This is a genomic window from Rhodococcus sp. YH1 (assembly GCF_009939605.1).
Taxonomy (GTDB): Bacteria; Actinomycetota; Actinomycetes; order Mycobacteriales; family Mycobacteriaceae; genus Rhodococcus; species Rhodococcus aetherivorans.
On sequence record NZ_WVTE01000022.1, the window covers coordinates 16,672 to 29,255 of the forward strand.

The following is a 12,584-nucleotide window of genomic DNA, read 5'->3' on the forward strand; positions in this document are numbered from 1 at the left end:
GGCAGTCTCCCCGGGTCAGACGCCGGCTCGGGCCGGCAGTTCGTAGGTGCGGCCGGCCAGTTCGGAGGCGACATCGACGATCATGTCCTCCTGCCCGCCGATGACGCCGCGGCGGCCGAGCTCGAGCAGGATCTCGCGGGTGGAGAGGCCGAACTTCTTCGCGGCCCGCTTGGTCGGGTGGAAGAACGTCGAGTACACCCCGGCGTAGCCGAGGATCAGGGCGGTCTCGTCGACGATCTGCGGTTCGGTCATCAGCGGGGCGACGACGTGCTCGGCGGTGTCGATCAGCGGGAACAGCTCGACCCCGGTGTCCCAGCCGGCCCGCTCGAACGCGGCGGCGAGCACCTCGGTCTGGGCGTTGCCGGCGCTGGCGCCGAGCCCGCGCAGCGACCCGTCGATGAACGTCGCCCCGTGCTCGGCCGCGGTGAGCGCGTTGGCGATGCCGACCCCGAGATTGTTGTGAGCGTGGAAACCGATGTCGGCGGAGATCGCCTGCCGCAGGGCCGCGACGCGGTCGCCGGCGTGCCGGGGCACCATCGCGCCGGCGGAGTCGACGACGTAGACGACGTCGGCGCCGTAGGAGTCGAGCTTGGCGGCCTGCTCGGCGAGCGGTTCGGGCTCGAGCTTGTGGCTCATCATCAGGAACGTCATCACGTTCAGGCCCTTGTCCTTGGCCCACTCGACGGGCTGCTGGGCGCAGTCGGCCTCGGTGCAGTGCACCGCGACGCGCACGGTCTTGATGCCGGCGTCGATCGCGCCCTGCAGTTCGGCGAGGGTGGCGATGCCCGGGACGTACAGCACCGCGATGTCCGCATCGTCGACGGCGTCGACGGCGGCACGCACGTACTCGGGGTCGGTGGCGGCGGCGAAGCCGTACTGGATCGAGGAGGCACCGAGGCCGATGCCGTGGGCCACCTCGATGGTGGGGATCCCGGCCCGGTCGAGGCCGCGGGCGATGTCGGCGACGTTGCCGGGGGTGAACCGGTGCGAGACCGACGACATGCCGTCGCGCAGGGTGGTGTCGACGAGGGTGACCTTGCGGCGCCCGCCGGGGGTGCCGGGGGTGTGGGTGGTGTCGGTGGTGCTCACTGGGCTGCTCCCTGGACGAGGCTGCGCTGCGCCATGACGTCGGCGACCTGCACGGCGGCGGCGGTGATGATGTCGAGATTTCCGGCGTAGGTGGGCAGGAAGTCGCCGGCGCCGACGACCTCGAGCATGACCGTGACCAGGTCGCCGTCCACATCGACCAGACGCAACGTGTAGCCGGGGACGTACTGCTGCACCTTGGCGACCATCTCGACCACGGCGCGTTCGATCGCGTCCGGGTCGGGGTGGCGGACCTTGGCGTAGACGGTGTCGCGCATGTTCATCGGCGGCTCGGCCGGGTTGATCACCGAGATCGCCTTGGCGCGGTCCGCGCCGGCGACCTGCGCGAGTGCCCGGCCGGTCTTCTCGCTGAATTCGCTGAGGTTCTGGCGGGTGCCCGGGCCGGCGCTGTGCGAGGCGATCGCGGCGACGATCTCCCCGTAGTAGGCGTCCGCGGCCTGGTTGATCGCGTACAGGATCGGGATCGTGGCCTGACCGGCACAGCTGACCATGTTCACGTTCGGTGCGTCGAGGTGTTCGGTGAGATTGACCGCGGGCACGACGTACGGGCCCACCGAGGCGGGCGTCAGGTCGATCGCGGTGATGCCGGCCGCGGCGTACCGGGGTGCGGCCGCGGCGTGCACCCTCGCCGAGGTGGCCTCGAACACCACGTCCGGCAGCTCGGGCCGGGCCAGGAGCCACTCGAGCCCCTCCGCGGACGCCTCGAGGCCCTCCCGCCGGGCCCGCTCGAGTCCCTCGCTGGCCGGATCGATGCCGACCATGTACACCGGCTCGACATGCTCGGACCGCAACAGCTTGTACATCAGGTCCGTCCCGATGTTCCCGGATCCGACGATCGCGGCTTTCAATCGACTCATCTGTGGGCCTTCCCTCCAGTGTCGGGGTGATGCTGCCGACGCTAGGGGCGATCCTCTGGTAGACGGCGGGTGATCCGGCGGTACCGGACACGCCCGGCCGTGATCCGATCGGTGTTCGGCTATCCCGAACAGCGCTGACGGAAGCGCCGGCACCCCCGCAAGCTCGTGACATCCACCACAACCGGAGCAGCAAGCCCGGCCAGCGGAGATCAGGAGTAGCCATGACCGACCCCACTGCCCGTTTCGACATCGCGCACCTCGCCCGTGCCGAACTGTTCACCCCCAGGCCGCAGGAAACCCTCGACTTCTTCACGAAGTTCCTCGGCATGTACGTCACGCATCGGGAGGGGCAGTCCGTCTACCTGCGTGGGTACGAAGACCCGTACCAGTGGAGCCTGAAGGTCACCGAGGCGCCGGAAGCCGGCATGGGCCACGCCGCGCTGCGCGCCAGTTCGCCGGAGGCGCTCGAGCGCCGCGTGGCGTCGCTGAAGCAGGGCAACGTCGAGGGTACGTGGAGCGAGGACCAGTTCGGCTACGGCAAGACCTTCGAGTTCCAGTCCCCGGACGGTCACAACCTGCAGTTGCTGTGGGAGGTGGAGAAGTACGTCGCCCCGCAGGAACTGCAGAGCAAGATCCTCTCGCGGCCGTCGAAGAAGCCGCTGTCGGGGATTCCGGTCAAGCGGATCGACCACCTCAACCTGATGGCCTCGGATGTCACCCCGCTCAAGGACTCGTTCGAGCGGCACCTCGGATTCCGCACCACCGAACGCGTCGTGGACGGCAACGTCGAGATCGGCGCCTGGATGAGCTCGAACCTGCTCGGCCACGAGGTCGCCTGCATGCGGGACATGACCGGCGGCCGCGGCAAGCTCCACCACCTCGCGTTCTACTACGGCACCGGCCAGCACCTTGCCGATGCGGTCGAGATGTTCCGCGACTACGACATCCAGATCGAGGCCGGCCCCGACAAGCACGGGATCACCCAGGGGCAGTTCCTCTACGTGTTCGAGCCGGGCGGCAACCGCATCGAACTGTTCGGCGAGGCCGGTTACCTGCACCTGGATCCGGACGCCGAGACCAAGACCTGGCAGATGTCCGATATCGACACCGGTCTCGCGGTCGGCGGCGCGAAGCTGCCGTGGGAGACGTACTTCACCTACGGCACCCCGAATCCGCTCGCACTCGATCAGCACATCGAGAAGTTCTCGCACTTCGGTCCCGGTGCTCCCGTCGACGACCCGGAGGTGAGTGCCGCGGAACGCGCGGTTCCGGACGAAATCGACCATTCCCGAGCGGTTTCGGGATCCCCGGTCTGAGCCCTGGCCTTCTGCGGGTGCGCACCTCCCGCGCCGGTCTCCGGCGTGCCGCGACGAGAGGTGCGCACCCGCGTGTCAGCCGGCGTCCGGGAACGTCACCTCGAGCGCCGCGAGCTGCCCGGGATCCGACACCACCTCGATCTCGACGATCGCGTCGTCTTCGATCGTGAAGGCGAACACCGTGCGCGGACGGCCGCCCGGCGCCCATGCGGCACCGGGCATTCCGTCGACGAGCACCGTCCGGGCGGCCTGGGCGCGGCCGTCGAAAACCTTTGCGACGCTGTGAGGTCCGTGAAGCTCGTGCGCGAGCGCCGGTGCGCCGTGAGCCGCGCCGGCACGGGCCGTCGCCACGGCGACGTCGTCCGCGCGAAGGACCACGTCCGGATCGAGCAGGGCCAGCAGGTCGTCGAACCGTCCCTCCCGCGACGCGGCGAGGAACGCGTCGACGAGGCGACGGCGGCGCATCAGGTCGGCCCGTGGGGCGGTCGCGCCCTGGATGCGCCGCCGCGCGCGGCTCGCGAGCTGGCGGGTGGCGGCGGGGGAGCGCTCCACGATCGGGGCGATCTCGTCGAACGGGACGGCGAACAGGTCGTGCAGCACGAACGCGAGGCGTTCGGCCGGGGCGAGGGTGTCGAGCACGACGAGCATGGCCACACCGACCGAATCGGCCAGCAGTGCAGCGCTTTCCGGAACGTCGCGCGGGTCCGTCGACCCAGGTTCGGGACGGTCGGGCTGATCGAGGGGGACCTCCCGGCGCGAGCCCCGGGAGCGCAGCATGTCCAGGCACACCCGGCTCACCACCGTCGTCAGCCAGCCTCCCAGGTTGGCGACCTCGTCGGTGCCGGAGCGGTGCAGGCGCAGCCAGGCCTCCTGCACGGCGTCGTCGGCCTCGCTCGCCGAGCCGAGCATGCGGAAGGCCACCGCCCGGAGATGGTCCCGATGTGCCTCGAACTGTTCGGCGGGGAAGGCGCCGCCGGGGTGGGCCGAGAAGTTTCCGTCGCTCATGTCGTCACATTCTGTCGTCGGGATCCGTCATGGCTGTGACGAACGCACGACCCCGGATGTGACAAGGAGACGATCATGAAGGCTCGAATGACGAATCCCGCGCTCGTTCTGCCCGACGCGGTGACGGCGTTGCAGGCACTGGGGAACGCCGCCGACGGTGGCGGGCTGCCGGCGCGCACCACCCACCTCGTGCATCTGCGGGCGAGCCAGATCAACGGATGCAGCGTCTGTGTGGACATGCACCCGCGGCTGGCGAAGAAGGACGGGGAGACCGACAAGCGGCTGTTCGCGGTGGCGGCGTGGCGCGAGGCGCCGTACTTCACCGATGCCGAGCGGGCGGCCCTGGCGCTGACGGAGGCGGTGACCCGGCTCGCGGACCGGCCCGACCCGGTGCCCGACGACGTCTGGGACGAGGCCGCCCGCCACTACGACGAGCCGCAACTGGCGGCGCTGATCCTGCAGATCTCGCTGATCAACGTGTGGAACCGGCTCAACGCGACGGTCAAGCAGGTGGCCGGCGCGCAGTGGTGACGACCGTGACGTTGCCCCCCGACGCATTTTCTGGAATCATTCCAGATAATGCGTCGGAGGGTCGTCGCCCGCGTGGTGACGGCCCCGAACGAAAAGGAGTGCGCTCATGTTCGCCGCCGGCTCCGGTGCCGTCACGCTTCCGTCGATGGTCCTCGGAGGACTGCGGCCGCTCTACCGGCAGATGGCACGCGCCAACGTGCGCACCGTGGGCTTCGTGCACACCGTGGGCGCGAACCGGTTCGAGGTCCGGCTGACCGCGGCGGTGGGTGGACCGACGCTCGACATCCGTTCTCAGGACCGGACGATCGCGTTCACGGTGCCGCTCACGGCGCAGTTCCGGGCGCAGCCGGAACTCGATCCGGGCAGCTACCGGACGCTGTGCGCGATGCTGACGCCGGACGCCGCTCCGGCGGCCGGCACCGTCGTCCGCTTTCTGCAGGGCCTCGTCGCGCAGGCGCCCGCCGTGCTCTCCCGCACGGACACCCCCGCGGCCTGAGGGAGCCCGCCGCGACGGGGTTCGGCTGCCGAGACGGTGCCCGGGGGGCATGATCGGATCGGGACCGAACCGTGGTCCGGAGGAGGGTGACGATGGCGGAGGAAGGCGAGACCCGTCGATTCGGACTGCTCGGGTCCGCGATGGAGGAGTTGCTGGAGAGGACCCGCGCCGTGGCGGACGCGGTCGGGTCGATCGGGAGCGACGCCCTCGGCGCGATTCCCGAGCCCCTGTCCGCGCCCGCGAACCGGATGCTCGGCTCTCTTCGGCAGGTGATGGAGCTCGTGCCACCCGTCCTCACCGAGTTCGACGCACTCGTCGAGCAGCTGCACGCGCAGCGAAAATCGGTGCAGGCGCTGCAGGCACAACTGTCGGCGTTCGACCGTCAGTTGGAGGTGGTCGAAAAGTCGCTGGCGCCATTGCAGGGTCTGGCCCATCAGTGGTCCCGTCTGCAGCAGTCGCTGCTCGACTACCCCGCCACCGGCGAACCGAAGAAGTCCGGCCCGTCGGAGGCCTGATCGACCGGATGCGTCGGCTCGTCCGGCGCCGCAGCATCCCGGTGCGTCCTTCGGGCTGCTGGGACAGCCCAAAGGACGCACCGGCGGCGCAGCCGCCTACAGGCCGGGGCGCTTGCCGATCGTCAGGGTGACCTCGCCGGTGCCGGCGAAGAAATCGTTGCCCTTGTCGTCCACGACGATGAACGCCGGGAAGTCCTCGACCTCGATCTTCCACACCGCTTCCATACCCAGTTCCGGGTATTCGAGAACCTCGACCTTCTTGATGCAGTCGAGTGCGAGGCGCGCGGCCGGCCCGCCGATGGAGCCGAGGTAGAAGCCGCCGTGGTTCTTGCAGGCGTCGGTGACCTGCTGCGAGCGGTTGCCCTTGGCGAGCATGACCATCGAGCCGCCCGCGGCCTGGAACTGCTCGACGTAGGAGTCCATCCGGCCGGCCGTGGTGGGGCCGAACGAACCGGAGGCCATGCCGTCCGGGGTCTTGGCCGGCCCGGCGTAGTACACCGGGTGGTCCTTCAGGTACTGCGGCATTCCCTCGCCGGCGTCGAGGCGTTCCTTGATCTTCGCGTGCGCGATGTCGCGGGCGACGACGAGCGGGCCCGTGAGGGACAGCCGGGTCTTGACGGGGTGCTTGGACAGTTCGGCGAGGATCTCCGGCATCGGCCGCGTCAGGTCGATCTTCACCGCGGCACCCTTGCCGGTGCCCGACACGCCCTCGGTCTCGGCGTCGAGCTGGGCGTCGGTGATCTCGGGCAGGAAGCGGCCCGGGTTGAACTCGAGCTGTTCGAGGAACACGCCCTCCGGGGTGATCTTCGCCTTCGCCTGCCGGTCGGCGGAGCAGGACACGGCCAGCGCCACCGGCAGCGACGCGCCGTGCCGGGGCAGGCGGATGACACGCACGTCGTGGCAGAAGTACTTGCCGCCGAACTGCGCGCCGATCCCGATCTTGCGGGTCAGCTCGAGCACCTGCTCCTCGAGCTCGAGGTCGCGGAAGCCGCGGCCGGTGATCGCGCCCTCGTTCGGCAGCTCGTCCAGGTAGTGCGCCGAGGCGTACTTGGCGGTCTTGAGGGCGAACTCGGCGGAGGTGCCGCCGACGACGATCGCGAGATGGTACGGCGGGCACGCGGCGGTGCCGAGCGAGCGGATCTTGGCCTCGAGGAATCGCATCATCGAGTCCGGGTTCAGGATCGCCTTCGTCTCCTGGTACAGGTACGACTTGTTGGCCGATCCGCCGCCCTTGGCCATGAACAGGAACTTGTAGGCGTTCTCGTGGCCGGCCGCCGTGTCGGCGTAGAGCTCGATCTGCGCCGGCAGGTTCGAGCCGGTGTTCTTCTCCTCCCACATGGTGAGGGGAGCGTTCTGCGAGTACCGCAGGTTGAGCCGGGTGTACGCGTCGTACACGCCGCGGGCGATGGCTTCCTCGTCGTTGCCGGGACTGAGGACGTGCTGGCCGCGCTTGCCCATGACGATCGCGGTGCCGGTGTCCTGGCACATCGGCAGCACCCCGGCGGCGGCGATGTTGGCGTTCTTCAGGAGATCGAGCGCGACGAACTTGTCGTTGTCCGACGCCTCCGGGTCGTCGAGGATGCTTGCGAGCTGCTTCAGGTGATCCGCGCGCAGGTAGTGCTGGATGTCGTGCAGCGCGGTCTCGGTGAGCAGGCGCAGCGCCTCGGGCTCGACCTGCAGGAAGGTGCGGCCGCCCGGTCCTTCGACGGTGGACACCCCCTCGGTGGTCAGCAGCCGGTACTCGGTGGGGTCTTCCCCGATCGGCAGCAGGTCCTCGTAGAGGAAGTCGGCCATTTCTTCTCCTGAACTGTCCTGGACAGCGGGGCTGATGTTCGCGACAAGGCTAGTCCGGGCGACACGGCGCCCCGACGCCGGGGCGTGTGACCCAATCCGCTCCCGCACCCGTCGTGACCTGCGTCACTACCGAATTCGGCCGTCGCTGTGGCGCCGGTCACGGCCCCGGCGGCACGCGATCCGTACACTGGTATGGATGGTTCGTACGGCACAGGAACGGGTACTCGGAGAGCATCGGGTACCCGGAGGGCACCGCTTCCGACAGACCCGAGAGCGGGAGTTCGAGAACACATTGAGTACCGAGACCGTGCCGACGACGGCACTTGCGCACCGCGGATCGCTTCGCGGCGCCCACGCCTGGCTCGACGTCGCCGTCGTGGTGGTCGTCCTCGTCGCCACCAACCTGATCGCGCACTTCACCACCGTGTGGGCCAGCATCGCGACGGTGCCCATCGCGGCCGTGGTGCTCGTCGCACTGATGCGCCGCCGGGGCATGCGCTGGTCCGAACTCGGGCTCTCGCCGCGCCACTGGCGGTCCGGCTCGCTCTACGCGCTGGGCGCCGCGGGGATCGTGCTGGCCGTGATCGCCGTCGGCGTGGCGCTGCCCCCGACCCGGCAGTTCTTCCTGTCCGACCGCTACGCCACGATCTCCGGCGCGCTCCTCGCATCGATGATCGTCATCCCGCTGCAGACGGTCATCCCCGAGGAACTCGCGTTCCGCGGCGTGCTGCACGGCACGCTCGAACGTGTCTCGGGTGCGCGCGGCGTGTTCGCCGCCGGATCGCTGCTGTTCGGCCTGTGGCACATCGCCTCGTCGCTCGGGCTCACGAACGGCAACCGCGGGCTCAGCGGCGTCCTCGGCGGCGGCCTGTGGGGACAGGTACTGGGCATCGCCGGCGCGGTCGTGGCGACCGCGGCCGCCGGATTCGTCTTCACCTGGCTGCGCCGCCGCAGCGGGAGCCTGATCGCCCCGATCGCCCTGCACTGGTCGCTCAACGGCGCCGGTGCCCTGGCCGCGGCCCTGGTCTGGCACGCCACCCTGAACTGACCGCCGGCGAACCGCCACCGCGGTACCGTGCGCTGATGGCACTCGCGGTCTGCCTGCTCTTCGACGCCGCCGCCCGGCGCGCCCTGCAACAGCTGTGGGCCCGGCTCGAAGATCTCGGTGTGCCGACGCTGCTCACCCATACCCACGGCCGGCACGTGCCGCACCTGTCGTACGCGGTGCTGCGCAGCTACGACGTCGACGACGTGACGGCCGCGCTCGAGGCGCTGCCCGACGGCGGGCCGCTGACCCTCTACTCCGACGGCCTGGGCGCCTTCCGGCGCGGACGGATCTGGCTCGCGCCCGCCCCCACCGCCGACCTCCTGCGGCGCCAGCAGCGTGTGGTCGACACCGTCACCGCCACCGGCGCGGACCTGCACAAGCACTACCGGCCGGGCGTATGGACCCCGCACCTGACCCTCAGCCCCCGCGCACGGCTGGACGACCTGCCGCGGGTGGCCGCGGCCGTCTACGACGTGCTGCCCCTCGCAACGGCCGTGTCCGGCGCGGCACTGATCGACACCACGACGGGGGAGCGCCGTCCGTTGCGGCGGGTCCCGTGACCGACGTCGCTCACTCCTCGGGGTTCTCCACCCACTTGCCGTAGGGCGGGGGGCCCTCGCCCATGATCTGCACTCCGAAGTGCGGGGCGTGCTTCCACACGTAGCCGTGCAGGGTGTGTTCCTCCGACGTCTGCGTGTTGACGAGGACGAGGTCTCCCGTCGCGCGCTCCTCGAGCGAGAACCCGCTCTCCGGGCCCTCGAGTACCCACCACTTCTTCCTGCTCATGATCGATGCCCTCCGGTGCGGGACGGGACAGGTCTCGGGCCGGACGTTACTCCCGAGCGGGCCTTCGCGGCACCGGTTCGCCGATCCGGGTCATCGGCTCCCCAGCAGACGGCGGGTGGTCTCGTCGGCGGGGTAGAACGCCTCGATCGCCAGTTCCGCGACGGTGACGTCCAGCGGCGTGCCGAACAGCGTCGTCGTGCTCAACAGCGACAGCTCGCCGTCGTCGGTGCGCAGCCGCAGCGGCACCACCAGGGCGTGGGCGCCGGCCGGGTCGAGCTCGGCGTCGTGGCCGTCGTCGCACGGGTAGGCGGCCAGTTCGGCGTGCAGCCGTCGCAGCACCGGGTCGCCCGTCGCGGCGAGCTGGTGCCGCAGGCGTGTCAGCAGGTGCGCCCGCCACTGGTCGTGGTTGGCGATGCGCGGCGCCATGCCCTCCGGGTGCAGCGTCACCCGCAGCACGTTCACCGGGGGCTCGAGCAGCCGCGGCGCGCAGCCGTCGAGCAGTCCCACCACGGCGTCGTTGGCGTCGACCATCGTCCAGTGCCGGTCCACCACCAGCGCCGGATACGGCCGGTGCGACGCCAGGATCCGCTCGATCGCGTCGGCCACCGCGGCCATCGGCACGTCCCCGAGTCGGTGCTCCGGATACGCGGGGGCCAGGCCGGCCGCGAGCAGCAGCGAATTGCGCTCCCGCAGCGGGATGTCGAGCTGATCGGCCAGGCGCAGCAGCATGGTGCGGGTCGGCCGCGACCGGCCGGTCTCGAGGAAGCTCACGTGCCGCGCCGAGACCTCCGCCCGGTTGGCGAGCGCGAGCTGGCTCAGGCCGCGACGCTCGCGCCAGTGCCGCAGCAGCACTCCGACGGGTTCCTCGTGCACGGTGGTCATGCCCGTCACCGTAGGCGCGGAGTGGGAAGGGCGGCCATTACCTGCCGGGTAATCGATTCGGGCACCGGAGCGCGGCAGTCTCGTCGGTGTGCGGCACACCGCCGCCACCGACCGACCGGGAGGACCCCATGACCGCCTACGCGATCGCCCATCTGCGTTCCGTCGACTTCGGCCCCGAGATCGTCCGTTACCTCGAGGAGATCGACGACACCTTCACGCCGTACGGGGGCAGGTTCGTCGTCCACGGCGCCGAACCCGAGGTTCACGAGGGACCGTGGCCCGGCCACGTCGTGGTCGTCGAGTTCCCCGACCTCGAGCAGGCCCGCGCCTGGTACCGGTCGCCGGCCTACCAGGCGATTCTGCCGCTGCGCACCGAGCACTCCGACAGTTCGGCGATCCTCGTCGACGGCGTGCCGCCGGGATACCGGGCGAGGGACTACCTCGCCAAGGTGGGACGCGGCTGATCCGTCCGCGGTTCAGCGCAGGATCCCGGCCGCGCGGGCCGGCGCCGCATATGCCTCGGCGAGGGTGTCCACCGTCTCGTGGGCGTTGAGCCCGCTCGGATTCGGCACCACCCACACCGGCACCCCGCCGAGCGTCTCCGCCTGCAGCCCCGCGACGGCCTTCCGGTGCCCGAACGCCGACCGGTACGCGGTGATGCCGGCGACGGCCACCACCCGCGGCCGGTGCAGCGCCACCACCTCGGCCAGCCGCACCGCCCCGGTCCGCAGTTCCTCGGCCGTGAGCTCGTCCGCGCGGGCCGTGGCGCGCGGCGCGAGATTGGTGATCCCGACGCCCCGCTCGATCAGGTGGGCCCTGTCTTCCTCGCTCATCCCCGAGGTGGGGTCGATGGGCCGGAGCAGGATGCCGGCCCGCAGCAGCGCCGGGTAGAAGCGGTTGCCGGGCCGCGCGAAGTGCGCACCCGTCGCCGCCGTCCACAGGCCCGGGTTGATGCCCACGAACAGCAGCCGGCAGTCCGGCCCGATCAAATCGGGCACCACCGCGTCACGGAAGCGTTCGAGTTCGGCGCGCGTGAATCCCACCCGCCCCACGGTAGCGAGCGGCGCCGCCGGCCCCGGCAGTGCCGGGCCCGGGGAGTGTGGCCGCCATCGCGCCCGCGCCCATCGGCTAGGGTGAAATGCGCGTCGTGGCGGGACCGGACAGCCGCGGCGAGCAGGGCCGAAACGATAGGGGAAGGTGTGCAGCGCCGGAACGTGATCGGTAACCCCGTCGGAGACTCGTCCGGCCGCGAGGTGGCGCTACCGCCGTACACGGATCTGCTGTGGCCCACCCTGCAGGCGCTGATCGGGCTCGGAGGCTCGGCCTCGATCGAGGAGCTCGAGAAGGCCGTCATCGCGCGCGAAGGTCTGTCCGAGGCCGCGCGGTCCGTACTGCACGGCGACGGGCCGGTCACCGAGATCGAGTACCGGGTCGGCTGGGCGCGCACCTACCTCAAGGGCATGGGGCTGCTCGCCAACACCCGTCGCGGCGTGTGGAGCGTCACCGACCGCGGCCGCGCGGTGCAGGAATCCGAGATCAAGCCCCTGCAGGTGGCATACACCGCGGAGAAGCGGCGCAAGCGGCTCGTGCGCAACGCGTCGTCGCGCGCGCAGGTGGTGACCCTCGCGGCCGCCCCCGAGGATCCCGAGCTGTGGCGCGAGCCCGTGCTCGCCGCCGTCGCCGAGCTCCCCGACGAGGGCTTCGAACGGCTCGCCGTCGCGGTGCTCCGCGCCGCCGGCTTCACCACCATCTCGGTGCCCCCGCACGGCGGTCACCTCGACACCGGCTCCGACAACGACGTCGACGTCGAAGGCACCGGCGTGCTGCGGGTGTCGCTGCTCGGCTTCTCGGTGTTCTTCCGGTTCCTGCGCGGCCCCGAGCGGGCGGGCGCGGACGTCGTGCGCGAGTTCCGCGCCGCGATGGCCGGTCGCGGCGAGAAGGGCCTGCTCGTCACCACCGGGACGTTCGGCGACGACGCCCGCGCCGAGGCGCATCGCCTCGGCGCGCCGCCCATCGAACTCGTCGACGGCGACGGCCTGTGCGATCTGCTCAAGGAGCACGGTCTCGGGGTCCACACCACGGTGCGCACCGTCGAGGACGTCGCCCTCGTTCCCGCCTTCTTCGCCGAGCTCGGCGGCCGGTAGCCGCGCCGCGTCCCCGTCGCGCGGGCCCCGAATCCCGATGTGCCCGCGCGGGACCCGCGAGTGTGGTGCAATACCGGAAGCTCGACACCCTGTCCGCCGTGCA

15 protein-coding genes are annotated in these 12,584 nt (G+C 70.8%); 8 read left to right on the top strand and 7 right to left on the bottom strand.

What is annotated here, in order from left to right:
- Positions 1-15 precede the first annotated feature (15 nt).
- Both dmpG and AIIKEEIJ_RS02530 read right to left on the bottom strand, forming a co-directional pair.
- Positions 16-1,089 (bottom strand): 4-hydroxy-2-oxovalerate aldolase, encoded by a 1,074-nt coding sequence (dmpG, locus tag AIIKEEIJ_RS02525; RefSeq protein WP_006933900.1) that lies wholly within the window; start codon positions 1,087-1,089, stop codon positions 16-18.
- The gene (locus AIIKEEIJ_RS02530) at positions 1,086-1,964 is read right to left on the bottom strand and encodes an acetaldehyde dehydrogenase (acetylating) (protein ID WP_029542312.1); all 879 of its coding nucleotides are present in this window, start codon (positions 1,962-1,964) and stop codon (positions 1,086-1,088) included. Before AIIKEEIJ_RS02530 ends, dmpG begins: the two co-directional genes overlap by 4 nt.
- A gap of 221 nt (positions 1,965-2,185) precedes the next feature.
- Here AIIKEEIJ_RS02530 and AIIKEEIJ_RS02535 point away from each other — a divergent pair, with 221 nt between their 5' ends.
- Positions 2,186-3,280 carry a VOC family protein gene (locus AIIKEEIJ_RS02535; RefSeq protein ID WP_006933903.1) on the top strand — a complete coding sequence of 365 codons (1,095 nt, stop codon included), beginning with the start codon at positions 2,186-2,188 and terminating at the stop codon, positions 3,278-3,280.
- A gap of 75 nt (positions 3,281-3,355) precedes the next feature.
- On the opposite strand, the gene AIIKEEIJ_RS02540 is transcribed toward AIIKEEIJ_RS02535, so the two are convergent.
- Positions 3,356-4,285, bottom strand: coding sequence for a sigma-70 family RNA polymerase sigma factor (locus tag AIIKEEIJ_RS02540; RefSeq protein WP_006933904.1), 930 nt, complete (start codon positions 4,283-4,285; stop codon positions 3,356-3,358).
- Between the two features lie 75 nt (positions 4,286-4,360).
- On the opposite strand from AIIKEEIJ_RS02540, the gene AIIKEEIJ_RS02545 reads away from it, so the two are divergent.
- The 3 genes from AIIKEEIJ_RS02545 (at position 4,361) to AIIKEEIJ_RS02555 (ending at position 5,827) form a co-directional block, all read left to right on the top strand.
- Positions 4,361-4,816 carry a carboxymuconolactone decarboxylase family protein gene (locus tag AIIKEEIJ_RS02545; RefSeq protein ID WP_029542316.1) on the top strand — a complete coding sequence of 152 codons (456 nt, stop codon included), beginning with the start codon at positions 4,361-4,363 and terminating at the stop codon, positions 4,814-4,816.
- A 106-nt stretch (positions 4,817-4,922) separates the two neighbouring features.
- A complete protein-coding gene (locus AIIKEEIJ_RS02550) occupies positions 4,923-5,312 on the top strand; it encodes a hypothetical protein (RefSeq protein ID WP_006933908.1) in 390 nt (129 codons plus the stop codon).
- A gap of 92 nt (positions 5,313-5,404) precedes the next feature.
- Positions 5,405-5,827: a hypothetical protein gene (locus AIIKEEIJ_RS02555; RefSeq protein WP_029542318.1), complete on the top strand. Its 423-nt coding sequence runs from the start codon at positions 5,405-5,407 to the stop codon at positions 5,825-5,827.
- Between the two features lie 96 nt (positions 5,828-5,923).
- Here the strand turns inward: AIIKEEIJ_RS02555 and AIIKEEIJ_RS02560 are convergent, their stop codons facing one another.
- Complete coding sequence (locus AIIKEEIJ_RS02560; protein WP_029542320.1) at positions 5,924-7,621, bottom strand: fumarate hydratase; 1,698 nt, start codon at positions 7,619-7,621, stop codon at positions 5,924-5,926.
- Positions 7,622-7,913: 292 nt separating this feature from the next.
- Between AIIKEEIJ_RS02560 and AIIKEEIJ_RS02565 the strand changes: the two genes are divergently transcribed.
- Together AIIKEEIJ_RS02565 and AIIKEEIJ_RS02570 are read left to right on the top strand one after the other, a co-directional pair.
- The gene (locus AIIKEEIJ_RS02565) at positions 7,914-8,669 is read left to right on the top strand and encodes a CPBP family intramembrane glutamic endopeptidase (RefSeq protein WP_044475769.1); all 756 of its coding nucleotides are present in this window, start codon (positions 7,914-7,916) and stop codon (positions 8,667-8,669) included.
- Between the two features lie 35 nt (positions 8,670-8,704).
- Entirely contained in the window at positions 8,705-9,229 is a 525-nt protein-coding gene (locus AIIKEEIJ_RS02570; RefSeq protein ID WP_006933916.1) for a 2'-5' RNA ligase family protein, read from the top strand.
- A gap of 10 nt (positions 9,230-9,239) precedes the next feature.
- Here AIIKEEIJ_RS02570 and AIIKEEIJ_RS02575 read toward each other — a convergent pair whose 3' ends face one another.
- Both AIIKEEIJ_RS02575 and AIIKEEIJ_RS02580 read right to left on the bottom strand, forming a co-directional pair.
- Entirely contained in the window at positions 9,240-9,455 is a 216-nt protein-coding gene (locus AIIKEEIJ_RS02575) for a hypothetical protein (RefSeq protein WP_006933918.1), read from the bottom strand.
- A gap of 90 nt (positions 9,456-9,545) precedes the next feature.
- Positions 9,546-10,337 (bottom strand): MmyB family transcriptional regulator, encoded by a 792-nt coding sequence (locus tag AIIKEEIJ_RS02580; RefSeq protein ID WP_161994871.1) that lies wholly within the window; start codon positions 10,335-10,337, stop codon positions 9,546-9,548.
- 128 nt (positions 10,338-10,465) lie between these two features.
- Here AIIKEEIJ_RS02580 and AIIKEEIJ_RS02585 point away from each other — a divergent pair, with 128 nt between their 5' ends.
- The gene (locus tag AIIKEEIJ_RS02585; RefSeq protein ID WP_029542324.1) at positions 10,466-10,801 is read left to right on the top strand and encodes a DUF1330 domain-containing protein; all 336 of its coding nucleotides are present in this window, start codon (positions 10,466-10,468) and stop codon (positions 10,799-10,801) included.
- A gap of 12 nt (positions 10,802-10,813) precedes the next feature.
- Here AIIKEEIJ_RS02585 and AIIKEEIJ_RS02590 read toward each other — a convergent pair whose 3' ends face one another.
- Positions 10,814-11,380, bottom strand: a complete 567-nt coding sequence (locus tag AIIKEEIJ_RS02590; RefSeq protein WP_006933924.1) for a mismatch-specific DNA-glycosylase — start codon at positions 11,378-11,380, stop codon at positions 10,814-10,816.
- A 156-nt stretch (positions 11,381-11,536) separates the two neighbouring features.
- Here AIIKEEIJ_RS02590 and AIIKEEIJ_RS02595 point away from each other — a divergent pair, with 156 nt between their 5' ends.
- Complete coding sequence (locus tag AIIKEEIJ_RS02595; RefSeq protein ID WP_006933925.1) at positions 11,537-12,481, top strand: winged helix-turn-helix domain-containing protein; 945 nt, start codon at positions 11,537-11,539, stop codon at positions 12,479-12,481.
- The last annotated feature ends 103 nt before the right edge of the window (positions 12,482-12,584 follow it).